Below are 24,565 nucleotides of genomic sequence, written 5' to 3' on the forward strand. Positions count from 1 at the left end.
CTACTTCCGAGTCGGATCGTCGGCGACCTGCACCAGCAGCTTGCCGAAGTTCCGGCCCTTGAGGAGCCCCATGAAGGCCTCGGGCGCGTTCTCGATGCCCTTCACGATGTCCTCGCGGTACTTGATCTTGCCGGCCTTCACCGCGGTCGGCACTTCCTTCCAGAAGTCGGCCATCTGGCCGAAATGATCCGACACGATGAAGCCGGTCACGGTGGCGCGCTTGATCAGCAGCAGGCGCCAGTCGGGCCCGGGGTTCATCTGCATGTCGTTGTAGGTCGAGATCAGCCCGCAGAGCGGCACGCGCGCAAAGTCATTGAGTTGCGGCACGACCGCCGCCTGCACCGCGCCGCCGACATTCTCGAAGTAGATGTCGATGCCCTTCGGGGCCGCCGCCCGCAGTTCCTTGAACAGGTTGCCGCCAGCCGCGCGATAGTCGACGCAGGCGTCGAAACCCAGTTCGTTCACGACGTAGTCGCACTTGTCCTTGCCACCGGCGATGCCGACCGCGCGGCAACCCCGGAGCTTGGCGAGCTGGCCGACCACCGAACCGACGGCGCCGGACGCCGCCGAGACGACCACGGTCTCGCCCGCCTTGGGCTTGCCAATCTCCATCAGCCCCCACCAGGCCGTCATGCCGGGCATGCCCAGTACCGACAGGGCGGTCGAGAGCGGCGCGGCCTCGGGGTCGAGCTTCATGGTCATGTCGCCGGTCGAGCAGGCGTAGCTCTGCCAGCCGGCATACTCGACGACATAGTCGCCTTCCTTGAAGCGGGGGTTCTTCGACTTCACCACTTGGCCGACCGTGCCGCCGACCATCGCGTCGCCGAGATTGACGTTCGAGGCGTAGCCCTTGGCCTCCGCCATGCGGCCGCGCATGTAGGGATCGAGCGACAGCCAGATGGTGCGCGAGAGATATTCGCCGTCCTTCGGCTCGGGGATCGGCTGGTCGACGATCTCGAAATTGGCGGGCGTCGGCTCGCCCTGAGGGCGCGACTTCAACAGCACGCGACGATTGGTGGCCATGGCATCCTCCGCTTGTTTGCGGCACGTTACCACGCCCATGAAGACCCGCGAAACGCTGCGCCTCGTCCTTTCCCTGCTGGTTCTGCTATGGAGCGGCGCCGTGACCGCCCAGCCCCTCACCGCCGACGAGCGCGCCCTGATCGACGCCGTCCAGCGCAACGACGTCGAGACCGCGCGACGCCTGATTGCCGCCGGCACGAACGTCAATGCCCAGGACGAAAACCGCGACAGCGCCTTCCTGCTGGCCGGCGCCCGCGGGCGGCTGGAAATCCTGAAGCTCACCCTGCAGGCCGGCGCCGACCTCCGGAGCACCAACCGCTACGGCGGCACCGCCCTCATTCCGGCCTGCCATTACGGCCATGTCGAGACGGTGCGCGAGCTGCTGAAGACCGCGATCGACGTGAACCACGTGAACCGGCTCGGCTGGACCGCCCTGCTGGAGGTCGTGATCCTGGGCGATGGCAGCGCACCCTATATCAAGATCACGCGCCTGCTCCTCGCACGCGGCGCCGACGTCAATCTTCCCGACAAACAGGGCGTCACGCCGCTCGGCCACGCACGACAGCGGGGCCAGCGCGAGATCGCATCGATCCTGGAGGCCGCCGGTGCGCGCTGAATGACCAAGCCCCGTACCTATGTCTGTCTTCCCGGCGCCTGGATGGGCGCGTGGTCGTTCCAGTTCGTCGTCGAAAGGCTGCGCGCCGCCGGTCATGACGCCCGCGCCCTGCCCTTTCGCGGCGTCGGCGAGCGCGCGGCCGAACTCTCGCCCGAACTCGACAACGACGTCTTCCTGGCCGACACGATCGCCACGCTGGAGAAGGAAGACCTGCGCGACATCGTGCTGGTCGGTCACAGTTTCGGCAGCCTGATCGCCACCCTCGTCACCGACCGGATCCCCGAACGGATCGGCCATCTCGTCATCATCGACGGCGGTATCGCGACCGACGGGCAGTCGATCTTCGGCCGCATCCCGCCCGAGATCGTGGCCAAGCGGAAGAAGCTGATGAAGGTGGTGAACGACACCGAGGTGCTGCCCTTCGCGCCGGTCGGCAGCCTGATCATCGACGACCCGGTACTGGCAGCCTGGACGCACCGCCATCTCACGCCGCATCCGGTCGCCTGCTACACCAAGCCGATCACGCTGCACAATCCGGCGGGCAACGGGCGACCCATGACCTACGTCGCCTGCACCAGGCCACGCTATCCGGTGTCGGCCGGCATGCACGAGAAGGTCCAGACGATGCCGCACGTCCGATACCGCCCGATCGAAGCCGGCCACAACTGCATCATCTCCGCGCCCGATCTCGTGACGGCGGAGCTGCTGGCCATTCCGCGCTGAGCAATATCCCGTCGTCCCGAGCGGAGCGCAGCGACGTCGAGAGACCGCTTTTCCGACGCACGCTCGGTCGAAGCGAAAGGAGATCCCTCGACTGCGCGCCTGCGGCGCTCCACTCGGGACGACGGAGTGGTCAGAACGGCTCCTTGTACGGCCGCAGGTCGATCTCGTGCGTCCAGGCGCTGCGATGCTGGCGGTGGAGGTGCCAGTAGCTGTCGGCGATGGCGTCGATGTTGAGCAGACCGTCCGGTCCGGCCTTCTCGGCGCGGTCGGGCATGCGCGAGAGGAGCCGCTCGCCCTCGATGCCGCCGTCGATGATGGCATGGGCGACATGGATGCCCTGCGGACCGAACTCGCGCGCCATCGACTGCACCATCAGCCGCAGCCCGCCCTTGGTCGCGTTGAACGCCGCAAATCGCGGCCGGCCGCGCAGCGAGCCCGACGCGCCGGTGAAGATCACGGTGCCGCGCCCCAGCGGCGCCAGCCGGCGCATGGCTTCCCGCCCGAACAGGAAGCCGGCGAAGCAGCCGACACGCCACGAATCCTCGAAATGCTGTGCCGTCATCTCGCGGAAATCGACTGCGGCGTTGTTGCCCATGTTGAACACCAGCAGATCGGCCGGCGCGCCGTCCGCATCCTCCGCCATGGCCTTGTCGAACAGCGCGACGACCTCCTCCTCCTTGGTGCCGTCGACCACGATCGCCGTGGCAGAGCCGCCGGCGTTACGAATGCCCAGCGCGACCTTGTCGATCTTCGGACCCGTCCGGCCCGCCACGAGCACGTGGTATCCCTCTTTCGCAAAGCGGCGGCTCGCCGCCGCGCCCAGTCCGCGCTCGGCCCCCACGCCCAGCACCACCGCCTTCGTCCTCTTCGCCATGTTCGCTCCTCGCAACACCGTTGCTCCGAACTTGTGGTGTTCAGGGAGTCTTCGCTACGGTCGCTCGCATGAAATTAGCTCCGTACCCCATGATCGATCTCGACCTCGCGGCGCCGCTCGATCGCCATCCCGCCACCGTGCTGCCGGACTGGATCGACTGGAACGGCCACATGAACGTGGGCTACTACGTCGTGGCCTTCGACAAGGCGACCGACACGCTCTGCCAGCAGTTCGGCTGCGGCTGGGAGTACACGCGCGACAAGATCGGCATGACCTTCGTGCTCGAGGCGCACGTGACCTACGACCGCGAGGTCAAGGAAGGCGATCCGCTGCGGATCACCACGCAGATCCTCGACCATGACGCCAAGCGGCTCCACTTCATCCACATGATGTATCACGCGAAGGAAGGCTACCTCGCTGCCACCAACGAGCTGATGCTGATGAACATCGACTACCAGACCCGCCGCTCGGCGCCGTGGCCGGACTTCGCCATGGAGCGCATCGAGAAGCTTGCGGCCGCCCATGCCGCCCTCCCACGGCCCACCCAGGCCGGCCGTCTCATCGGAATCAAGAAGAAGTAACAGCGTCCATGCTTCAGTCCCTGCCGTACGAGCTTCCCGAACTGATCACCCGCGCCCCGCTCGACACCCATCGCTCGACGGTTGTCCCCGAATGGGTCGACTGGAACGGTCACATGAACGTGGCCTTCTATGTGGCGGCCTTCGACCAGGCCTCCGGCGCGTTCATGCGCAACATGGGGCTGGGCCGCCGCTACGTCGATGGCAAGCTCGGCATGACCTTCGTACTGGAGACCCATGTCACCTACGACCGCGAGGTGCGCGAGGGAGCGCCGCTGCGCTTCACGACGCAACTCCTCGCGCGCGACGCCAAGAAGGTCCATCTCTTCCACGAGATGTACCATGCCGAGCAGGACTATCTGGCGGCGACCAACGAGACGATCGTCATGAACATCGACTACCAGACACGGCGGTCGGGCCCGTGGCCGGTGCCAGTGACCGAACGCCTCGACGCACTCTGGGAGACTCACAAGCTTCTGCCCAAGCCGGCCAAGGCGGGACGCGTCATGAGCCTTTCGAAGAAGAGCTAGCGAGTGCGGCCAGCGCCTCGCCGCTCAGGCGGTAGGGCAGCCAGTTTCGGATCCAGCGATAGCCCAGGCGCTCGTAGAAACCGCGCGCCGGGTTCCAGTCGAGCACGTTGAGGTCGATGCGCTTGTAGCCCTTGGCCACGCATTCGCGGGCGAGGGCCCGCATCAGTGCGCGCGCCACGCCGCCGCGGCGCTCCTCCGGGATCACCCAGATGTCCTCGATGAAAATGCCGCGTGCCGCGGTCCAGACGGAATAGTTGAACGTGTACAGGATGAAGCCGACGGGCTTCGCTGCGCGCTCTGCGATTAGGGCGGCGAACTGCGGATTCTCGCCAAAGCCGTCGCGCGCCAGGGTCTGCGGCGTCGAGCCGACGGCATCGGGCTCGTCCTCGTAGGTCGCGAGATCGACCGAGAAGCGATGCAGCGTGTCGACGTCGTCGATCGTGGCCGGCCGCACCAGGAGCGTCCGCAGATCAGACGGCAAGATAGCCTCCATCGACCGGCAGGATGGCGCCGGTGATGTAGCTCGCCGCGTCCGAGCACAGGAAGACCACCGGACCCGCCAGTTCCTCCGGCTGGCCGACGCGCTTCATCGGCACGTGCGCGAGGAAGCCGTCCAGCTTCTTCGGATCGGCGCGCGTCACTTCCGTCATGGCCGTGGCGATGATGCCGGGCGCGAGAGCATTCACGCGCACGCCGTCGGGTGCCAGTTCGCTGGCCAGCGCCCGCGTGAACTGGGCGATCGCGCCCTTCGAGACCGGATAGACGCCGCTGCCCGCCGGCGCGACGAACGAGTTGATCGAGGCGATGTTCACGATGCTGCCCTTGGTGTGCTTGAGCTGCTCGACGAAGGCCATGGTGACGTTGAACGGCCCCTGGACATTCACCTCCATGGTGCGCTCCCAGCGCGCCCGCCCGTCCGGCGCGGTCAGCCCGCCGCGCAGGAAGATGCCGGCGTTGTTCACCAGGATGCTGATCGGGCCGACCAGCAGGGCGATATCCTGCGCAAGCTTGCCGCAGCTCTCCTCGTCGGTGACGTCGAGCGCATGGCCGCGCGCATCTCCGCCTTCCCTGACGATGCTGTCGGCGATGGTGCGCGCCGCATCGAGGTCGATGTCGGTGACGATGACGCGGGCGCCGGCCGCGGCCAGGCCGCGCGCAATGGCGGCGCCGTTGCCGCGGCCGGCACCGGTGACCAGTGCGATCCGGCCTGTGAGCGTGTCCTTCATGCGTCCTCCATCGTCTCGCGGGCGGCAGCGAGCGCTTCATACAGCACTTCGTCACCGACATGATTCGCCAACAGAAGGATCAGTCGCGCGTCGAAGGCACGGCACTGGGCATCGTCGAGATCGCGATGAGCCTCGACGATCGCGTTGTAGGCGTCGTCGGGTCGCGCAAGGTTGAGCGTACGGCGCAGCGCGCCGGTCGTCGTGTCGGCCATCGCCGCCTCCTCAGCCGTTCCCGGTGGCCCGCCGCATCGCCGCCCCGATCGCGGCCGCGTCGAAGCGGCGCCAGCGCGCGGCGACGTAACGGTCGGGCCGGATCAGGTAGGTCGTGCCGGGCCGGGCATCGTAGCGCTCCCGGGCGAGCCCGTCCCCCACGATGCGCACACCGGTCGCACCGGGCGGGATGCCGGCAAGGGGCGTGTCCTGGTCGGCGAAGGCGAGCACGGTGAAATCCCGTCCCAGCCGGTCGACCAGCCAGGATCCGCCTTCACGCCCCACCGGGGCATCGAGCATCGCCTGTCCCGGCGCGGGCCCCCGCGCCCAGTCCGTGTCGTCATCCGGCGTGTCCAGCGGCGAACCAGCCTGGCTCGTGGGTACGGACAGCCGGCCGCTGTTGATCAGCGCGCGGGCGAAGGGGAAGTCGCGGGCGAGTGCCAGCGTGGCGTCGCGGAAAGCGCGCGAGGCCGGAAACTTCGGCGTGATGAAGTCGGTGCTGCGGGTCGAGTTCAGTATGTTCTCGCGGGCCGCCGCACGCCGCTCGCTGCAGTAGCTGTCGAGCAGCGACGCCGGCGCGGCCTTGCCGAGCACCATCGCCAGCTTCCAGGCGAGATTGTCGACATCGGCGATCGCACCATTGCCGCCGCGCGCGCCGAAGGGCGAGACGACGTGCGCGGCATCACCCGCGAAGATTACCCGGCCGTGAACGAAGCGCTCCATCATGCGGCAGGTGAAGGTGTAGACGCTGGTCCATTCGTGCTCCCAGCGCGCGTCGGGACCGAACATCTGGCGCAGGCGCCGGTCGATGTTTTCCGGCTTCTTCTCCTCTTCCGGATCGGCGTCCGGACCGAGCTGGAAGTCGACGCGCAGCACGTTGTCGGCCTGGCGATGCAGAAGGACCGAATTCGTTGGATGGAACGGCGGGTAGAACCAAAAGCGCCGCTCCTTGGGCAGTTCGCTCAGGAGCCTGATGTCGGCGATCAGGAACCGGTCGTGGAAGACCTCGCCGGGATAGGGAAGATTCAACAGGTGGCGCACGGTGCTGCGGACGCCATCGCACGCGACCAGCCAGTCCGCGCCGAGCGTGTAGCGCCCGTCCGGCGTCTCGACTTCGACAGCGACGCCCTCACCGTCCGGTGTGACCGCCACCACCTTGTTCCGGAAGCGCAGCTCGACCAGAGGCTCGGAGAGGCAACGATCGTAGAGATACTCCTCCACGTAGTACTGCTGCAGGTTCACGAAGGCCGGGAACTTGTGGCCGGGCTCGGGCTGCAGGTTGAAGCGGAAGACCGGCTTGTCGTGAAGATAGAGTTCGCCCTGCTCCCAGGTGATGCCCTTCTCCACCATTCGGGACGCGACACCGAAGCGGTCCCAGATCTCGAGACTGTGCTTGGCCTGGCAGATCGAGCGGCTGCCGAGACTCACCGTGTCGTCCTCGTCGAGCACCACCGAGGGCACGCCGCGCTGGGCCAGCGCCAGCGCCAGCGTAGGGCCAGCCATGCCAGCCCCCACGATCACGACCGGCCGTCGTCCGCCCCCGCCGTCGAGTTCGGCGGGCCGGGTGTACGGGTAGTGCCGGTATTCGTACGACCCCATCGGGAAGCGGATCAGGCGCCCTTTTCGAGCGCCGCCCACATCTCTATGTCGCGTTCGGCGGTCCAGATGCGCGGATGGTCGAGACCCTTGGCCTCGTCGTAGGCGCGGCTCACGTCGAAGGGCATGCAGTGCTCGAAGATGACCCAGTTGCCGTAGCGCGGCTGCAGCGCGGCCATCGCCTTGTCGTAGGCCTGCTTCAGCGAATCGCCGGCCTCCGCGCTCTTCGCGACCGCCTGATAGAGTTCGCTGAGGAAGGCCTGCGTTCCCGCGATTCCTTCCTCGACGGGTCCTTCGCCGATCAGCGCGTCGCCACGGCCCGGCACCAGCGCTTCCGGCCGGAGATCGCGCAGCTTCTGCAGGGTCTGCGGCCAGTCCTTGTAGTGGGCGTCGCCGCAATAGGGCGTGGCACCGTACTCGACCAGATCGCCGCTGAAAAGGGTCCGCTCCTCGGGCAGCCAGACGATGGTGTCGCCCTTGGTATGGCCGCGGCCGGCATGGATGATGTCGACCTGCAGCTTGCCCAGCCACAGGGTCATGCGGTCGTTGAAGGTGATGGTGGGCCAGGTCAGTCCGGGAATGGTTTCGGCCGCCTGGAAGAGGCGCGGAAAGCGCTGCAGCTCGGACTTGTAGTCCTGGGCGCCGCGCTCGACGATCATCTCGCGCGTCGCCTCGCTGCATATGATGTGTTCGGGACTGTATCCGCTGGCACCGAGCACGCGCACGGCGTGGTAGTGCGTGAGCACCACGTACTTGATGGGCTTGTCGGTAACGGTGCGGATGCGCTCGATCACCTGCTCGGCCATTTTCGGCGTCGCCTGGGCATCGATCACCATCACCGCGTCGTCGCCGACGACGATGCCGGTATTGGGATCGCCTTCGGCCGTGAAAGCATAGGCGTGCTCGGACAGGCGGCTGAAGGTGATCTTCTTGTCCGTCATATCCGCTTGTGAGGCAAACGCCTTGGCCATCGATACTCCCCCGTTCTGGTTGGCGTGACCCTATGCAGCGGCCGGCCGGGAAGTCAAAGCGAGGCTGTGCACAGGGCGATCAATCATCGACGTACTTGTGGTACCCGCCACGGTCGCCCGTCCGGACCGTCACGTCGAAAGTGTCGCTGTCGCGCTCCATCTTGAGCTTCACCACGGAGCCGGCCGGGCCGATCGCCCAGAGCTTGCGATAGAAGTCGGCCACGTCGTCGAGCACCTCGCCGTTCAGCGCATGCAGGATATCGCCGCGCTGCAGCCCGGCCTTGTCGGCGGGTCCGCCTTCGGAGATGCCGCCGACCACGAGCTGGCCCATATGTTCCACGGTGTAGATGCCAAGCCACGGGCGCGGCGGCGTCGAAAGCCGTCCATGGGCGACGAGTTCGTCGAAGATCGGCTTCAGACGGTTGATCGGCACGTACATGTTGCCCGGAAAGGCGGGCGAGCCGGGACCGAGCGCCTCCTGAACCAGCAGCGAGCCCACGCCCAGCAGTTCGCCCTGCAGGCTGATCAGCGCCGACCCGCCCCACAGCGGATAGGCGGGCACGGTGAAGATGGCGCTGTCGAGCAGATATTCCCAATAGCCCGCGAATTCGCGGCGGCCGGCGACCTTGACCTTAAGCGCCGCCTTCTCGCCGCCCAGCCCGGCCACGTAGGCCTCGGCGCGCAGGGTCAGACTGTCGGAGTCGCCGAAGCGCATCGGCTTCAGCCGGATCGGCTCCTCGGTCCGCACGAGGCCGAACCCGCTTTCGTAGTCGTAGCCCACGATTCGGGCCGGGAGTTCGTTTCCATCGATATCGGTGATCGTGACGGTGTCGGCTTCCATGATGAGGTAGCCGATCGTGAGAATCAGGCCATCCTCGTCGACCACGATGCCGTGGCCTTCACGCTCCGTGCCCAAAGTCTGGGCGGAGCGGCGGGTCTCGGGAATCGTCGTCTTAACGCCGACCACGGAGGACAGCACTTCCGATACCGGCAACGGCAGGTTCGAGCCTCCGCCGGGAGTCCGGGCGATCACGCCCTCCTCCCCGGGAGGCGGCCAGTGGCCTGCACCATTGGCGGAACCGTTCAACCCTCGGGCCATCCGCACACCTCCGCGCGCACCAAGCGCGTCCACAGTCTCAAAGATAGGCGTCCGCCGCCCCGATTGCTATATGACGGTTCATGGCGCCCCCCGCCGATCCGTTCGAAATCACCGATGACCCCGCGCCGGCCGATCCGGTCCCGGCGAGGCGCGCCGTCGCGCCCACGGCCCATCTCGAGGGATTGAACACCGAGCAGCGGCAGGCGGTAACGCACGCTGGCGGGCCCCTGCTGGTGTTGGCCGGTGCCGGCACGGGCAAGACCCGCGTGCTGACGACCCGCATCGCCCATCTGCTGCTCACCGGGCAGACCCGGACCTCGCAGATCCTCGCCGTGACCTTCACCAACAAGGCCGCCCGCGAAATGCTCGATCGCGTGGCGAGCCTGATCGGCGGCGCGGCGGACGGCATGTGGCTCGGCACCTTCCACGCCATCGGCGTGCGCGTGCTGCGCCGCCATGCCGAGCTGATCGGGCTCAAGAGCAATTTCACCATTCTCGACACCGACGACCAGACGCGGCTCATCAAGCAGCTTCTGCAGGCCGAGGGGATCGACGACAAGAAATGGCCGGCGCGGATCCTCTCCGGGATCATCCAGCGCTGGAAGGACCGCGCCCTGCCGCCGGAAAAGGTCACGGGCGACGACGCGGGCGAGTTCGCCAGCGGGAAGGCCGCCGACATCTACCGCCAGTACCAGGAACGCCTCGCCGAGGTGAATGCGGTCGATTTCGGCGACCTGGTGATGCACTGCGTCACGCTGTGGCAGAAGCATCCGGACATCCTCGCCATCTATCACCGCCGCTTCCGCCACATCCTGGTCGACGAGTATCAGGACACCAACGTCGCGCAGTATCTCTGGCTGCGACTGCTGGCGCAGGGCACCCCGAACGTCTGCTGCGTCGGCGACGACGACCAGTCGATCTATGGCTGGCGCGGCGCCGAGGTCGGCAACATCCTGCGCTTCGAGAAGGATTTTCCCGACGCCACCATCGTGCGGCTGGAGCGCAACTATCGTTCGACGCCGCACATACTGGCGGCCGCCTCGCATCTCATTTCCCACAACGAGGGCCGGCTCGGGAAGACGTTGTGGACCGACGCCAAGGAAGGCGAGCGCATCTCGCTGCGCGGCGTCTGGGACGGCGACGAGGAAGCGCGCACCATCGGCGAGGAGATCGAGGCCCTGCAGCGCGACAAGCACAAGCTGTCGCAGATCGCCATTCTGGTCCGCGCCGGCTTCCAGACCCGCGAGTTCGAGGAACGGTTCATCACCATGGGCCTGCCCTATCGCGTGATCGGCGGCCCGCGCTTCTACGAGCGCCAGGAAATCCGCGACGCGCTGGCCTATTGCCGCGTCACCATCCAGCACGACGACGATCTCGCCTTCGAGCGAATCTACAATACGCCGCGCCGGGGCCTGGGCGAATCGGCCCTGCGCACGCTGCGCCTGATCCAGCGCACCCAGAAGATCTCGCTGTTCGAGGCGACGCGGCGCGCGCTCGAGACGGACGAACTGAAGGCACGGCCGCGCAAGTCGCTGGGCGACCTGATCCGCAATTTCGAGCGGTGGCGCGCCATGCTCGACGGCATGAGCCATGTCGAAGTCGTCGAAACGATCCTCGAAGAGTCGGGCTACACCGACATGCTGCGCATCGACCGCTCACCCGAGGCCGAGGGCCGGCTGGAGAACCTGAAGGAGCTGGTGAACGCCCTGCAGGAATTCGACTCCCTGCCGGCGTTCATGGAGCACGTGGCCCTGCTCACCGACATGGCGTCCCGCGACGATACCGACATGGTGAGCGTGATGACCCTGCACGCCGCCAAGGGGCTCGAGTTCGATACCGTGTTCCTGCCGGGCTGGGAGGAAGGCCTGTTCCCCAACCAGCGCGCGCTCGACGAGAAGGGCGCTGCCGGGCTCGAGGAAGAGCGTCGGCTGGCCTATGTCGGCCTCACCCGGGCACGCAAACGCGCCTACGTGTCGTTCGCCGCCAATCGCCGCGTCTTCAACCAGTGGCAGGCCGCCATCCCCTCGCGCTTCCTGCGCGAGCTGCCGCCCGCCCAGCTCGCCGAAAGCAGCGACGCCGGCCTCTACGCGACCTATTCCGCCGGCCATCACGGCGGCCTGCGCGACCACGCCAGCGGCTTCGAATACGAGAGCCTCGGCGTCTCCGGCCGGCGCGGCCGCTACCGTGACGAGACCGCCGATGACCGTCGCGCCATCGACGGCGACCGGGTCGATCTCAGCATCGGCCAGCGCGTCTTCCATCAGAAGTTCGGCTACGGTCGCATCGTCGCCGTCGACGGCAACAAGCTCGACATAGAATTCGAGAAAGCCGGTTCGAAGAAGGTGCTCGACAGTTTCATCGAAGCAGCCTGATCAGAAGCTACAGGAGAGAAACGCCATGTTCCGCCGCTCTGCCCTCGTCCTCGGCTCGGCCCTGGGTCTCGTGCTCGCTTCCGGCGCCGCCTTTGCGCAGACCGGCAAGGTGACGGTCGTGACCTCCTTCTCCAAAGACGTCACCGACCCGATCAAGAAGGCGTTCGAGAAGGCCGTGCCCGGCGCCACGCTTGAGGTGCAGAACCGCAACACCAATGCCGGCGTGAAGTTCATCGAGGAAACCAAGGGCAACAACCAGGTCGACCTGTTCTGGGCCTCCGCACCGGACGCCTTCGAGGTGCTGAAGGGCAAGAAGCTGCTCAGCGCCTACAAGCCCAAGGCGACGGGCATCGCCGAGAAGGTCGGCTCCTATCCGGTCAACGACAAGGACGGCTTCTATTCAGGCTTCGCCGCCTCGGGCTACGGCATCATGTGGAACGAGCGCTACGTAAAGGCCAACAAGCTGCCGACGCCCAAGGAATGGCAGGACCTCGCGCAGGCGCCCTACTTCGACCATGTGTCGATATCCGCGCCGTCGCGCTCGGGCACGACGCATCTCACGATCGAGACGATCCTGCAGGGGGAGGGCTGGGACAAAGGCTGGCGCACGACCAAGGACATCGCCGGCAACCTGCGTACCGTAACCGACCGCTCGTTCGGCGTGCCGGAAGCCGTGAACTCGGGCCAGGTCGGCTATGGCATCGTGATCGATTTCTTTGCCTTCTCCTCGCAGGGCGCGGGCTTCCCGGTGAAGTTCGTCTATCCGTCTGTGACGACCTTGGTGCCGGCCAATGTCGCCGTCGTTGCCAACGCGCCGAACAAGGCGGGCGCCGAGGCCTTCATCGAGTTCCTGCTCTCGCCCACCGGCCAGGAGGTGCTGCTGGAGCCGACGATCCGCCGCCTACCGGTGCGCCCGGAGACCTACGCCAAGGCGCCGGCGGACTATCCCAATCCGTTCAAGGACAAGAACCTCCAGGGGTTGCTCACCTTCAACGCCGAATTGTCGGAAGGCCGTACCGCGGCGGTCGACACGCTGTTCGACCAGCTCATCACCTTCCAGCTCGAGCCGCTGAAGGCCGTGACCAAGGTGCTGCACGAGGTCGATGCGGCGCTGAAGAAGAAGGACAATGCCCAGGCCCGCGCCCTCGCCAAGGAAGCCCGCGACCTGATCGCCGCCATGCCGATCACCGAGGCCCAAGCCGCCTCGCCCGAGATCAAGGCCGCCTTCACCGGCGGAAAGGAAAAGTCGTCGCGCCAGGCCGAACTGGAACAGCAGTGGGCGGCCTTCGCCAAGGAGAAGTATGCCGCGGCGAAAGCCAAGGCCGACGAGGCGCTGAAGCTGGCGCGTTAGTGCGTCGGATATGACTCAAGGGTCCTTCGCTGCGCTCAGGATGACAGCGTTTGTTGCATCGACGCACTGCGCCAGGCCCGGCAAGTTTGTCATCCTGAGCGCAGCGAAGGACCTTTCCTTCGTTTATAGGCAAAGCGAATGACTTCGATTCGCTCGCCCGGCCAGATCGCGCTCGCACTCGCCATCGCGCTGTTCCTCGGCGTCTTCCTGATCGTGCCGGTGGCGACGGTGGTCTACGTCGCCTTCACCGAGAAGGGCGGCGGTGGGCTGACGCTCGTGAACTTCCTCGACTTCGGGCGCACCGACCTGTTCGTGCGCTCGTTCTGGAACTCGGTCTACGTGTCGGCGATGACCGTCGTCTGGGCCTCTGTGCTGGCGCTGCCGCTGGCCTATCTGACGACACGCTTCGAGTTCCGCGGTGCCATGCTGGTGCAGACGCTGGGCTTCCTGCCACTGATCATGCCGCCGTTCGTCGGCGCAGTGGCGATGCAGCTCCTGTTCGGCCGCAACGGCTCGGTCAACCTGCTCCTCGACGAATGGTTCGACTTCAAGATCGGCTTCATGGAAGGGCTGAACGGGGTCATCTTCCTGCAGGCCATCCACTATTTCCCGTTCATCCTGGTCAACCTCTCGGCGGCCCTGCGCAACATCGATCGCAGCATGGAGGAGGCGGCGCAGAACCTGGGCTCGCACGGGCTGCGGCTGTTCCGCCGCATCGCGTTGCCGCTGGCGTTGCCGGGCTACATCGCCGGCGCCAGCCTGGTGTTCGTCAAGGTGTTCGACGACGTGGCGACGCCGCTGCTGCTCAACGTCAAGGAGATGCTGGCGCCGCAGGCCTATCTGCGCATCACCTCGATCGGCATCGACGATCCGATGGGCTACGTGATCTCGGTCGTGCTGATCCTCGTCGCGGTGGCCACCATGTGGGCAACGGCGCTGGTCATGAAGGGCAAGGATTACGCCACGACCCAGCGCGGCGGCGGCGGCCTCGCCCGGCGGCAACTGAAGCCACGGGAGCAGGTACTGGCCTATGCCGTCGTGATCCTGATCCTCGCGCTGGTCCTCGCGCCGCATGTCGGGCTGGTGCTCCTGTCCTTTGCCACGGTCTGGTCCTTCAGTCCCCTGCCCGACGGCTACACGCTCGCCCACTACACGCGCGTGCTGGGCGACAGCTCGGTCTACATCAAGAACACGCTGCTCTATGCCGGCCTCGCCGCCGCCATCGACGTGGTGATCGGCGGCGCCATCGCCTACCTCGTGCTGCGCACCCGCCTGCCCGGCCGGCAGTGGCTCGATTGGGCTGCCAGCACCGCGCTCGCGGTGCCCGGCGTGGTGCTGGGCATCGGCTATCTGCGCGCCTTCTACGGCGTCAGCCTGCCCGACGGCACACCGCTCGCGACGCTCTGGATCGTGATCGTGCTGGCCATCGCCATCCGCCGCCTGCCCTACGCGCTGCGCGCCGCCTACGCGGCCCTGCAGCAGATCTCGGTTTCGCTGGAAGAGGCTGCCGAGAACCTCGGTGCCACCAAGGCGCGCACGGTGCGCCGGGTCGTGATCCCGCTGATGACCGGCGGTCTGCTGGCCGGCTTCGTGACCAGCTTCGCCACCGCTGCCGTCGAACTGTCGGCGGTGCTGATCCTCGTGCAATCCAATTCGGATGCGCCGCTGGCCTACGGGCTCTACGTGCTGATGCAGACGCCGGCGGGACGCGGCGCCGGCGCGGCGCTGGGCGTCATCGCCGTGCTGATCGTGGCGATCTGCATGTGGCTGTCGCAGCTCGCAGTCGACCGCTCGCAACGTGCCCGGGGCATGGATATATGATGGACATGACCATGTCGAAACCGGCCCGGGCCGTGGGAATCGAGATCAGCGGGGTCAACCTCTCCTACGGGTCGACCCACGTGCTGAAGGACATCGCGCTCTCGATCCGGCCCGGCGAGTTCTTCGCGTTCCTCGGCCCGTCCGGTTGCGGCAAGACCACCCTTCTCAGGCTGATCGCGGGTTTCGCCCAGGCACAGACCGGCCAGGTGCTGCTCGACGGCCAGGACGTGGCGCCGCTGCCGCCGTGGAAGCGCGACGTCGGCATGGTGTTCCAGAGCTACGCGCTGTGGCCGCACATGACGGTGGCGAAGAACGTCGCCTTCGGTCTGGAGGAGCGCCGCCTGCCGCGCGGCGAGATCGACCGCCGGGTCGCACAGGCGCTCGAACTGGTCGGCCTCTCCGCCTTCGCCGAGCGCCGGCCCGCGCAACTCTCGGGGGGCCAGCAGCAGCGCGTCGCCGTGGCGCGCACCATCGCCATCGAGCCCAAGGTGCTCCTGCTCGACGAGCCGCTGTCCAATCTCGACGCAAAGATGCGCGTCAGCGTGCGTCGCGAACTGCGCGCGCTGCAGCAACGGCTCGGCCTCACCACCATCTTCGTCACCCACGACCAGGAGGAAGCCAACACGATCTGCGACCGCATCGCGGTGATGGACGGCGGAAAGATCCAGCAGGTCGGCACGCCGATGGAGCTCTACGAGCATCCGGCCAACCTGTTCGTGGCGAACTTCCTGGGCTCGGCCAACATCCTCGACGAGAAGTCGGGCGTGCCCATTCCACCGGGCAAGCGCCTGGTATTCAGGCCCCAGCATGCCGCCCTGTCCGCGCCCGAGAGCGCGGCGTTGCGCGGCCCGGTCACCCACCGCGAATTCCTCGGCGCGACCGTGCGCTATGGGGTGCGTCTGGGCGAGAGCGAAGTCCTGATCGAGACGCCGTTCCAGTCCGGCAGCGAGCTGCGCAGCGTCGGCGACCAAGTGGGCGTGGACTTGCCCCCCCGGCGCATGCTCTTCCTGCCGGCATGAGCGCACTGAAATGAGCACCGTACGCAAGGCAGGCTTCGTCGCTCCGGCGGCCGAGCGCGCCGCCTGGGAAACGCTCCTGGAAGAACGGCTGAGTGAAGATGGCTTCATCGTCGCGAGCTGCGAGGTGTCGCGCGACGGCCCGTGGCGCATCGACGTGTTCGGTGAGGGCGAGGAGGCGCTGGTGACGGCGGCGATCGAGGCCGCCGCACAGGCCCTCGGCGTGCCCGTACCGGACTGGCGCTGGGAAGCGCTGCCCGACATCGACTGGGTGGCCGAGAACCAGCGCTCGTTCCGGCCCTTTTCCGTCGGCCCCTTCTGGGTCCACCCCTCGCATGTCGGCGAGGGCCGCCCCGCCGGCCTGCTGCCCCTGCGCATCGACGCCGGCCTCGCCTTCGGCACCGGCACGCACGCCACGACGCGCGGCTGCCTGGAGATGCTGGCCTCACTCGATCCGGCAGAGACGCAGAACGCCGTCGATGTCGGCTGCGGCAGCGGAATCCTCGCAATCGCCATGGCCAAGCTCTGGCAGCGGCCGGTCATCGGCGGGGACAACGACGCCGAAGCGGTCGAGGTCGCGCAGGAGAACGCAGGACTGAACGGCGTTCCCGAGCTTTGCTCCTTCTTCGTTTCCTCGGGCCTGCAGGCCCCTCAGCTTTCCGGCCGCGCGCCCTACGACCTGATCGTCGCCAATATCCTGGCGGGGCCCTTGCTCGACCTGGCGGACACTTTCGCCGGCTCGGTCCGTCCGGGCGGGCGCGTGCTGCTGAGCGGCCTGCTGGTGGAGCAGGCAGCCAGCATCCTCGCGACCTACGGCAGCCGCGGTTTCGTTTTCGAGCGCCGGATCGACCGGGAGACAGGCGGCGCCTGGTGGCGCAGTCTGGTTCTGCGGCGGAGCTGAGGCACAAAGCGAAAGGGCCGGCTTTCGCCGGCCCTCGTACGCTTACGCTTACGCTACTCTACAGTCGGCTACGCCGCGCGGCGCAGGTTCTGGTTGGCCGCGGTGACCGGGGCGGCGACATGGTCGAATGCCGGGGTCACGCCTTCGGCCGCCTCGCGCACCGCGAAGTCGATGTCCGCCCGGCACAGGCCGAGGTCGGCCAGTTCGCGGTCCGTCATGCGATGCAGCTGGGCCTCGGCGGCGCGCAGCTTCAGGTCGGCCTTGATCCCGGCGGTAAGGCGGCCGTACTGACGGCCGAGCCACAGGATTGCGTCACCGAGGCCGTTGGCCAGCATTTCGGCGCGGGCATAGCGGGCCCGCAGCTCGATGACGCGTCGGTCGACGGTGAGGCCGAACTTGGAATTCGCGTTTCCCCCCGCCGGCGCAGTTTCGCTGGTCAGATCCTTAAAGGTCCGAATCGGCTGGGTCATCATGAGTCTCTCCTTTATTGTGCGATGCGAAAGTCGATGCTGCATCGCACTCAGCAAATATAGAGCCTTGAGTTGCAACAATAAGTGCAGAGCCTGAAGGTTCGATATGCACTGAACGCATGGCGGACTATAATTTAGCATTTCGCACGTGCGAAAGAACAGAAATTGCTCAATTTGCCTGTCCTGACCGCCCCGCGTAGGGTCGCGGAATCATGACTTCTGCTCCAGACGATGTGTTGGCCCTACTCCGCAAGCATGGCCGCACCACCGACCCGGCCGCCCTCGATTCGCTGATGCGCGGGGTGGCCGCCGCCCCCGAAAGCCTGTCCGGTCCGGAATGGATTGAACTGGTCGATTCCGCGCCTGACGCCGAAATGACCAGGGCGCTGACTGCCTGGCGGGCAGCACTGGCCGCCGGCGAAGACGGATTGGACGCAAGCCCGGCCCCGGCCTCCCGGCTGGCCGACCTGCGTGCGGAACTGAAGCGACGGGGCCTCGACGGATTCGTCGTGCCGCGCGCCGACGAGCACCAGGGCGAGTACGTGCCGCGCCGCTCGCAGCGTCTGGGCTGGCTGACGGGGTTCAGTGGCTCGGCCGGTCTCGCCATCGTCTTGGCCGACAAGGCGGCGATCTTCATCGACGGCCGCTATACCCTGGCCGTCCGCGATCAGGTCGACGTCGCGGCATTCGAACCGCACCAGATCCCGGAGCAGTCGGCCGAACAATGGATCGCCGACAACCTGCCCAGGGGCGGCAGGCTGGGCTTCGATCCGTGGCTGCAGACGATCGACGGCTACGACCGCTTCGCCCGAGCCTGCCAGCGTGCCGGCGGCAGCTTCGTGCCGGTCGAATCGAACCCCGTCGACAGCGTCTGGGCCGACCGGCCGCCGGCGCCCCTCGCACCGGTCTTGCCGCACCCCGTCGAATTCGCGGGCGAGACCAGCGAAAGCAAGCGCGGCCGCATCGCCTCGACGCTGACCGCCCGGAACGCCGACGTCGCGCTGATCACTGCGCCTGACTCCATCGCCTGGCTGCTGAACGTGCGCGGCGGCGACGTTCCGCGCACCCCGTTCGCCCTGGGCTTCGCGCTGATCCACACCGACGGCCATGTCGACCTCTTCATGGACCGCCGCAAGATTCCCGACCGCACCATGGCGTGGCTGGGCAATGCGGTGACCCTGGCGCCGCCCGAGGATCTGGGCAACGCCCTCGACCTGCTGGGCAAGGTCGGCAAGCGTGTCCTCGTGGAGACTTCGACCGCCCCGTACTGGGTATCGACGCGGCTGCAGGCCGCAGGCGCGTCCATCGTGCGCGACGCCGATCCCGTCTCGCTCCCCAAGGCCTGCAAGAACGCCGTCGAACTCGAGGGAATCCGCGCCGCCCATCGCCGCGACGGCGCAGCGGTGAGCCGCTTCCTCCACTGGCTCGACCGTAAATCGGGTACCGGCGTATTACGCGAAATCGAGGTGTCCGACCGGCTGCAGGCGCTGCGCCAGGAGACCGGCCTGTTGCGCGACCTCAGCTTCGACACGATCTCGGGTGCCGGTCCGAACGGGGCCATCGTCCACTATCGCGCGTCGGAGGCCACGGAACGCACGCTCGAACCCGGCAGCCTCTACCTTGTGGACTCCGGCGGCCAGTATCGCGACGGCACCACCGACATTACCCGCACCGTCGGTATCGGCACGCCCTCCCCCGAGATGCGCGACCGCTTCACGCGGGTCCTCAAGGGCCATATCGCGCTGGCCAGTGCACGCTTCCCGGTCGGCACGACCGGATCGCAGCTCGACGTATTGGCGCGCTATGCCCTCTGGCAGGTCGGGCTCGACTACGACCATGGCACCGGCCACGGTGTCGGTGCCTACCTGTCGGTGCACGAAGGACCGCACCGGATCTCGAAGATGCCGAACTCGATCGCGCTCCAGCCCGGCATGATCGTCAGCAACGAGCCCGGCTACTACAAGACCGGCGCCTACGGAATTCGCATCGAGAACCTCGTGGCCGTGAAGGCAGTCGACATCGAGGGAGCCGACCGCAAGTACCTCGAGTTCGAGACACTCACCCTGGCGCCGATCGATCTCGCCTGCATCGAGCCGTCGCTGCTGACCGAGGCCGAGAAGCGGTGGCTCAACGACTATCACCGCCGCGTGCGCGAGACGGTCGGCCCGAACGTCGATGCGGAGACGCGGACGTGGCTCGACAAGGCGACGCGGGCGATCTGACCTTTTTCGTGCCGAGCTGAACCACATCACCTCGTCCCGAGGAGGCCCGAAGGGTCGTCTCGAAGAACGGGCTACAGACGATGTGATCGTTCCCACCCGTCGAGACGCTCACTGCGTTCGCTCCTCAGGGTGAGGCCATGGTTTGGAAATTCGAAGCGGTTCAGCTTTTTCTGGAACGACGCCCGCTTCTTTGGGCACTCAAGCCACGGACTACTCGCTCAGCTTCACCCACTCCGCTTCGGTCAGGGTCTGAACGCCCAGTTCTGCAGCCTTGCGTGCCTTGGAGCCGGCATTCTCGCCGACCACGACCAGACTGGTTTTCTTCGACACCGAGTCCGTGACCTTGGCGCCCAACTCCTCGGCGCGGGCCTTTGCGGCATCGCGGGTCATGGTCGAAAGTTCGCCCGTGAAGACCACGATCTTGTCCTTGAGCTTGGCATCCGCCGCGACCACGCGGCGCTGGACCGGCTGGACGCTGAGCTGCTTCAGCAGGTCCCGGATGATCTCGACATTGTGGCCTTCCCCGAAGAAGGCGCACATCGCGTCCGCAGTCGTGACGCCGATCTGCTCGACGTTGCACAGCCGGCCGTAGCTCGGTCCGACGGTTGCGGTGGCCTTCTCCTTCTTCGCCGGTTCGGGATGCGCCTTGCGCTCCTTCACGGCCGCCAGCATCTCGCCCAGCCAGGTGTCGGCATCGCCGTATTCTTGGGCGAGGATCTTGGCCGTGGCCTCACCGATCAGGGGAATGCCGATCGCATTGATGAACCGGTCGAGCGAGATGGTGCGGCGGGCCTCAATGGCGGCCAGCAGGTTGCGCACCGAAAGGTCGCCCCAGCCCTCACGTTTCCTGATGTCGCGCTCGTGCCCGGACAACCGGAATATGTCGCCGGGCACCTTCAGCAGTCCGTCGTTGAAGAAGTTCTCGATGTGCGTGCCGCCAAGCCCCTCGATGTCGAAGCAATTGCGCGACACGAAGTAGCGCAGGCGCTCGACCTGCTGGAACGGGCACTCCAGCCCGCCCGAGCAGCGCCGCACCACGCCGCCCTCCTCGGCCTTCACCTCGGTCTTCAGCGGACAGGGGCAGTGGGTTGGGAAATGATACTTCCTTGCATTCTTCGGCCGTTCGTCCGCGATGAAGCCCAGGACCTGCGGGATGACGTCGCCGGCGCGCTGGATCGTCACCATGTCGCCCACGCGCACGTCCAGCCGCTCGATCTCGTCGGCATTGTGCAGCGTGGCGCGCGCCACCATGACGCCCCCGACATTCACCGGCTCCAGTTCGGCCACCGGGGTGAGCGCCCCCGTGCGGCCCACCTGGATGTTGATGCCGTTGAGGCGAGTGCGTGCCTGTTCCGCGGGGAACTTGTGAGCCGTGGCCCAACGCGGTGCGCGGCTTACGAAGCCCAGTCTCTCTTGCCAGTCGATGCGGTCGATCTTGTAGACGACGCCGTCGATGTCGTAGGGCAGCGACGGCCGTTCGACGCCGATCTTCTCGTAGAAGGCGCGTACCTCGTCGGGTGTCCGGCAGAGCTTCGTCAGGGGATTGGTCTCGAACCCCCACCCCCGCAGCAGCTTCAGATACTCGGTGTGGGTCTTCCACGTCCGCGGCTCCGCCTCGCCCCAGGCGTAGGCGAAGAAGCGCAAGGGACGCGAGGCCGTGATGTCGGCATCGAGCTGGCGCAGCGAGCCGGCCGCGGCATTGCGCGGGTTGGCAAAGGTCTTCTCCCCCGCCTCCTCCTGCCGCCGATTCAGCGCCTGGAACGCCTTGCGCTCCATGTAGACCTCGCCGCGCACGTCGATCGATTTCGGGAACCCGTCCTTGCCATGCGCCTTCAGGGTCTGCGGGATGTCCTTCACCGTCCGCAGGTTGGCCGTCACATCCTCGCCCGTCGTGCCGTCGCCCCGCGTCGCGCCCTGCACGAACTCCCCATCCTCGTAGCGCAGGCTGATCGAGAGGCCGTCGATCTTGGCCTCGCAGCTGAATGCAATCTCGTCCTCGGGCCCGATGTTGGTCTCGCGCTCCAGGCCGCGCCGCACACGGTCCAGAAAGTCCTGCAGCTCCTCGTCGGTGAAACAATTGTCGAGCGACAGCATCGGCCGGCGATGCGTGACCTTGGCGAAGGCCGTCGTCGGCGTGGGCGCGACGCGTTGCGTCGGACTGAACATGTCGACGATCTGCGGAAAGCGCGCCTCGATCGCCTTCAGCCGCTGGCGCAGACCGTCATACTCGGCGTCGGAAATCTCGGGCGCGTCTTTCTCGTGATAGAGCTTGTCGTGACGGACGATCTCCTCGGCCAGCCGCTTGTGCTCGCCACGCGCCTGACGTTCGGTCAGCTTGTCGACCTTGAGAGCCGCCACGACCTTCGCCGCACGGGACATCGTTCTTCTCCTAGCCTGCCGCCGCGAGCAGGCGGTCGGCCGCTGCACGCGCCTCGACCGTCACCTCCGCGCCCGACAGCATGCGCGCGATCTCCTCGCGGCGCCCCTTGGCATCGAGCGCCAGCACGTCGGTGCTGGCGGCCGTCCGCGTCGTCGTCTTCCGGATCAGCCAGTGCCGGTCGGCGACCGCGGCGACCTGGGGGGAGTGCGTGACCACCAGCACCTGAACGTCCCGGGCGAGCCGCTTCAGCCGCTCGCCCACGGCGGCCGCGGTGGCGCCGCCGATGCCCGAATCGACCTCGTCGAACACGATGGTCGGCATATCGCCGACCTTGGCCAGGCACACTTTCAGCGCCAGCAGGAAGCGCGAGAGCTCGCCGCCCGAGGCGATCCTGGCGATCGGCGCCGGCGGCGCGCCCGGATTGGTCGAGACCGTGAACTGCACCCGGTCGGTACCCGCCGCCGACCACTCCGCTTCGGGCAATGCCATCACTTCGGTGACGAACTTCGCGCGTTCCAGTTTCAGCGGCGCCAGCTCGGCGGCAACGGCCTTGTCGAGCCGGGCCGCGCCCTTGCGTCGGGCGGCCGCCTGGGCGTCGGCCGCAGCGACATAGGTTGCGCGGGCGGCCTTTGCCGCACTGGAGAGCTTCTTCAGTCCCGCCTCGCCGTCGTCGAGCGCGGCAAGCTGGGCAGAGAACTTCTCGGCGAGCGCCGCGAGGCCGGCCACGGCGACATTGTGCTTTCGGGCCACAGCCCGGAGCGCGAACAACCGCTCCTCGATCTTCTCCAGCCGAGCCGGATCGAACTCCAGCGCGTCACGCGCCATCTCGAGCTGGGCCTGCGCCTCGGTGGCCTCGCTGAGCGCCCGGTCGAGCGCCGCGAGCGGTGCGTTCAGCCGGCCCCCCGCCTTGTCGGCATGGCGCTCGATCAGTCGGTGCGCGGTCCGCAGGCTCGCGACCGCGCCGCGGCCCTGCTCCAGTTCGCTCAGCGCCTGGGTGACGGCCTCGCCCAGCGCGCTTCCGGCCCGCATGAGCTGGCGTTCGCTGGCCAGCGTTTCCTCATCGTCGGCCCTGGGCGCCAGGGCATCGAGTTCCTTGACGGCGTGACGCAGGAATTCCTCGTCGCGCCGCGCTGCGTCGGCAGCGGCCTGCGCGTCGGCATGCGCCTGCTCGGCGGCACGCCAGGCTGCCCATGCGGCCGCCACGGCGGAGGCCTGCTTCTCGAGGCCGGCGAAGGCATCGAGCGAGCCGCGATGCGTCGCGGTGTCGAGCAGCCCGTGCTGCTCCATCTGGCCCTGGATCTCGACCAGCGTCTCGCCCAGCCGCCGCAGCAGGGCCACCGAGGCCGGCTGGTCGTTCACGAAGGCGCGGCCGCGCCCGTCGGCGCCGATCATGCGGCGCAGGGTCACGACGTCCTCGCCGTCCAGCCCCTGCTCCGCGAGGATCGTCCGCGCCGGATGATCCCGCGGCAGGTCGAAGGAAGCGGCGATCGACGCCTGCGTCGCGCCCCGCCGCACCACGCCGGATTCGGCACGCGCGCCCAGCGCCAGGCCGAGCGCATCGATCAGGATCGACTTGCCGGCGCCGGTTTCGCCGGTCAATGCGCCGAGGCCACCATGGGCAAAATCGAGGTCGAGTTTCTCGATCAGCACGAAATCGCGGATCGAGAGCGTGGCGAGCATGCCGGACGGTCAGAAAATGCTGGAGAACCAGCCGCGCTTCTCATCGGCCGGCCGAGGACCCTCGCCGGTCATCAGGAAGTAGCTGTCCTGATACCATTCGCTGCCGGGGAAGTTATAGCCCAGCACGGCGGCGGCTTCCTGCGCCTCGCTCTTCACGCCCAGCGAGAGGTAACTCTCGACCAGACGGTGCAGCGCCTCGGGCACGTGCGTCGTCGTCTGGTAGCGTTCGATCACCACGCGGTAGCGGTTGATGGCGCCGACATACTGCTGGTTCTTCTGGTAGTAGCGGCCGATGTCCATCTCCTTGCCGGCGAGATGGTCGATGCACAACTCGACCTTGAGCCGGGCGTCGCGCGCATAGGGCGTCTCCGGGAAACGCTTCACGACTTCGGCCAGCGCGTCGAGCGCCTGCTGCGTCATGCGCTGGTCGCGGCCGATGTCGGAGATCTGTTCGTAGAAGCAGAGTGCCTTGAGATAGTAGGCGTAGGGCAGGTCGCGATGGCCCGGATGCAGCTGGATGAAGCGATCCAGCGCGATGATGGCCTCGTCGTACTTGTTCGACTGGTAGTAGGCGAAGGCGGCCATGATCTGTGCCTTGGTGGCCCAGACCGAATAGGGATGCTGCCGGTCGACTTCCTCGAAGTTCTTGGCGGCCGTCTTGTACTCCTGCTGGCCGAGCGCATCGAGACCGCGATTGTAGAGCTGTTCGACGGGGCGCTCGACGTACTTGTCGTCGTCCGAGCCGCAGGCGGACAGGCCCAGCACCGCCAGCGAGAGCGTCAGCCCGGCAACGATGCGTCGTCCCTTACTCACAACCAACTTCGACATGTCCCATCCGTGCTACTTCGGCCCGGCGCGTTATATCACGCGCCAGCGAAAAAAAGAGGGGCCGATGGCCCCTCGAGA

The 24,565-nt window shown here is 67.1% G+C and carries 22 protein-coding genes; 10 read left to right on the forward strand and 12 right to left on the reverse strand.

All coding sequences use genetic code 11. The features are described from left to right. Nucleotides 1-1,023 (reverse strand): NADP-dependent oxidoreductase, encoded by a 1,023-nt coding sequence (locus LJ725_RS20380; RefSeq protein ID WP_230552606.1) that lies wholly within the window; start codon nucleotides 1,021-1,023, stop codon nucleotides 1-3. Nucleotides 1,024-1,060: 37 nt separating this feature from the next. On the opposite strand from LJ725_RS20380, the gene LJ725_RS20385 reads away from it, so the two are divergent. Both LJ725_RS20385 and LJ725_RS20390 read left to right on the forward strand, forming a co-directional pair. After that, entirely contained in the window at nucleotides 1,061-1,639 is a 579-nt protein-coding gene (locus LJ725_RS20385; RefSeq protein ID WP_230552608.1) for an ankyrin repeat domain-containing protein, read from the forward strand. Further along, nucleotides 1,640-2,362, forward strand: coding sequence for an alpha/beta fold hydrolase (locus LJ725_RS20390; RefSeq protein WP_230552610.1), 723 nt, complete (start codon nucleotides 1,640-1,642; stop codon nucleotides 2,360-2,362). It abuts the gene before it with no gap. Nucleotides 2,363-2,492: 130 nt separating this feature from the next. On the opposite strand, the gene LJ725_RS20395 is transcribed toward LJ725_RS20390, so the two are convergent. Next, nucleotides 2,493-3,236: an SDR family NAD(P)-dependent oxidoreductase gene (locus tag LJ725_RS20395; RefSeq protein WP_230552611.1), complete on the reverse strand. Its 744-nt coding sequence runs from the start codon at nucleotides 3,234-3,236 to the stop codon at nucleotides 2,493-2,495. Nucleotides 3,237-3,304: 68 nt separating this feature from the next. On the opposite strand from LJ725_RS20395, the gene LJ725_RS20400 reads away from it, so the two are divergent. Both LJ725_RS20400 and LJ725_RS20405 read left to right on the forward strand, forming a co-directional pair. Further along, complete coding sequence (locus tag LJ725_RS20400) at nucleotides 3,305-3,817, forward strand: thioesterase family protein (protein WP_230552612.1); 513 nt, start codon at nucleotides 3,305-3,307, stop codon at nucleotides 3,815-3,817. 8 nt (nucleotides 3,818-3,825) lie between these two features. After that, nucleotides 3,826-4,344, forward strand: a complete 519-nt coding sequence (locus tag LJ725_RS20405; protein WP_230552613.1) for a thioesterase family protein — start codon at nucleotides 3,826-3,828, stop codon at nucleotides 4,342-4,344. Here LJ725_RS20405 and LJ725_RS20410 read toward each other — a convergent pair. The 6 genes from LJ725_RS20410 to LJ725_RS20435 all read right to left on the reverse strand — a co-directional run bounded on the left by LJ725_RS20410 (nucleotide 4,319) and on the right by LJ725_RS20435 (nucleotide 9,380). Next, complete coding sequence (locus LJ725_RS20410; RefSeq protein WP_230552614.1) at nucleotides 4,319-4,825, reverse strand: GNAT family N-acetyltransferase; 507 nt, start codon at nucleotides 4,823-4,825, stop codon at nucleotides 4,319-4,321. The genes LJ725_RS20405 and LJ725_RS20410 overlap by 26 nt on opposite strands. Beyond that, nucleotides 4,815-5,570 carry an SDR family NAD(P)-dependent oxidoreductase gene (locus LJ725_RS20415; protein WP_230552616.1) on the reverse strand — a complete coding sequence of 252 codons (756 nt, stop codon included), beginning with the start codon at nucleotides 5,568-5,570 and terminating at the stop codon, nucleotides 4,815-4,817. Before LJ725_RS20415 ends, LJ725_RS20410 begins: the two co-directional genes overlap by 11 nt. Then, nucleotides 5,567-5,782, reverse strand: coding sequence for a DUF2783 domain-containing protein (locus LJ725_RS20420; RefSeq protein ID WP_230552617.1), 216 nt, complete (start codon nucleotides 5,780-5,782; stop codon nucleotides 5,567-5,569). Before LJ725_RS20420 ends, LJ725_RS20415 begins: the two co-directional genes overlap by 4 nt. A 10-nt stretch (nucleotides 5,783-5,792) precedes the next feature. After that, a complete protein-coding gene (locus LJ725_RS20425) occupies nucleotides 5,793-7,379 on the reverse strand; it encodes an FAD-dependent oxidoreductase (protein ID WP_230552618.1) in 1,587 nt (528 codons plus the stop codon). 11 nt (nucleotides 7,380-7,390) lie between these two features. After that, on the reverse strand, nucleotides 7,391-8,347 hold the full coding sequence (locus LJ725_RS20430) for an MBL fold metallo-hydrolase (RefSeq protein ID WP_230552619.1): 957 nt from the start codon (nucleotides 8,345-8,347) through the stop codon (nucleotides 7,391-7,393). 79 nt (nucleotides 8,348-8,426) lie between these two features. Continuing rightward, entirely contained in the window at nucleotides 8,427-9,380 is a 954-nt protein-coding gene (locus tag LJ725_RS20435) for a S1C family serine protease (RefSeq protein ID WP_230552620.1), read from the reverse strand. 146 nt (nucleotides 9,381-9,526) lie between these two features. Between LJ725_RS20435 and LJ725_RS20440 the strand changes: the two genes are divergently transcribed. From LJ725_RS20440 to LJ725_RS20460, 5 genes are all read left to right on the forward strand, one after another. Further along, on the forward strand, nucleotides 9,527-11,818 hold the full coding sequence (locus LJ725_RS20440) for an ATP-dependent helicase (RefSeq protein ID WP_230552621.1): 2,292 nt from the start codon (nucleotides 9,527-9,529) through the stop codon (nucleotides 11,816-11,818). 25 nt (nucleotides 11,819-11,843) lie between these two features. Beyond that, the gene (locus LJ725_RS20445; protein WP_230552623.1) at nucleotides 11,844-13,169 is read left to right on the forward strand and encodes an ABC transporter substrate-binding protein; all 1,326 of its coding nucleotides are present in this window, start codon (nucleotides 11,844-11,846) and stop codon (nucleotides 13,167-13,169) included. Nucleotides 13,170-13,307: 138 nt separating this feature from the next. Continuing rightward, entirely contained in the window at nucleotides 13,308-14,990 is a 1,683-nt protein-coding gene (locus LJ725_RS20450) for an ABC transporter permease (protein WP_230552625.1), read from the forward strand. A gap of 11 nt (nucleotides 14,991-15,001) precedes the next feature. Beyond that, nucleotides 15,002-16,009 carry an ABC transporter ATP-binding protein gene (locus LJ725_RS20455; protein ID WP_230552626.1) on the forward strand — a complete coding sequence of 336 codons (1,008 nt, stop codon included), beginning with the start codon at nucleotides 15,002-15,004 and terminating at the stop codon, nucleotides 16,007-16,009. Nucleotides 16,010-16,019: 10 nt separating this feature from the next. Then, nucleotides 16,020-16,907, forward strand: coding sequence for a 50S ribosomal protein L11 methyltransferase (locus tag LJ725_RS20460; RefSeq protein ID WP_230552628.1), 888 nt, complete (start codon nucleotides 16,020-16,022; stop codon nucleotides 16,905-16,907). A gap of 68 nt (nucleotides 16,908-16,975) precedes the next feature. On the opposite strand, the gene LJ725_RS20465 is transcribed toward LJ725_RS20460, so the two are convergent. After that, nucleotides 16,976-17,380 carry a DUF1127 domain-containing protein gene (locus tag LJ725_RS20465; RefSeq protein WP_230552630.1) on the reverse strand — a complete coding sequence of 135 codons (405 nt, stop codon included), beginning with the start codon at nucleotides 17,378-17,380 and terminating at the stop codon, nucleotides 16,976-16,978. 209 nt (nucleotides 17,381-17,589) lie between these two features. Between LJ725_RS20465 and LJ725_RS20470 the strand changes: the two genes are divergently transcribed. Beyond that, the gene (locus tag LJ725_RS20470) at nucleotides 17,590-19,599 is read left to right on the forward strand and encodes an aminopeptidase P family protein (RefSeq protein ID WP_230552632.1); all 2,010 of its coding nucleotides are present in this window, start codon (nucleotides 17,590-17,592) and stop codon (nucleotides 19,597-19,599) included. 210 nt (nucleotides 19,600-19,809) lie between these two features. On the opposite strand, the gene ligA is transcribed toward LJ725_RS20470, so the two are convergent. The 3 genes from ligA to LJ725_RS20485 are packed head-to-tail and all read right to left on the reverse strand — an operon-like array spanning nucleotide 19,810 to nucleotide 24,487. Further along, nucleotides 19,810-21,978 carry an NAD-dependent DNA ligase LigA gene (gene ligA, locus LJ725_RS20475; RefSeq protein ID WP_230552633.1) on the reverse strand — a complete coding sequence of 723 codons (2,169 nt, stop codon included), beginning with the start codon at nucleotides 21,976-21,978 and terminating at the stop codon, nucleotides 19,810-19,812. Between the two features lie 10 nt (nucleotides 21,979-21,988). Continuing rightward, nucleotides 21,989-23,659 (reverse strand): DNA repair protein RecN, encoded by a 1,671-nt coding sequence (recN, locus tag LJ725_RS20480; protein WP_230552634.1) that lies wholly within the window; start codon nucleotides 23,657-23,659, stop codon nucleotides 21,989-21,991. 9 nt (nucleotides 23,660-23,668) lie between these two features. Continuing rightward, nucleotides 23,669-24,487, reverse strand: coding sequence for an outer membrane protein assembly factor BamD (locus LJ725_RS20485; protein ID WP_230552635.1), 819 nt, complete (start codon nucleotides 24,485-24,487; stop codon nucleotides 23,669-23,671). Nucleotides 24,488-24,565: the final 78 nt, after the last annotated feature.

The organism is Reyranella aquatilis, from assembly GCF_020880995.1.
Classification (GTDB): Bacteria; Pseudomonadota; Alphaproteobacteria; order Reyranellales; family Reyranellaceae; genus Reyranella; species Reyranella aquatilis.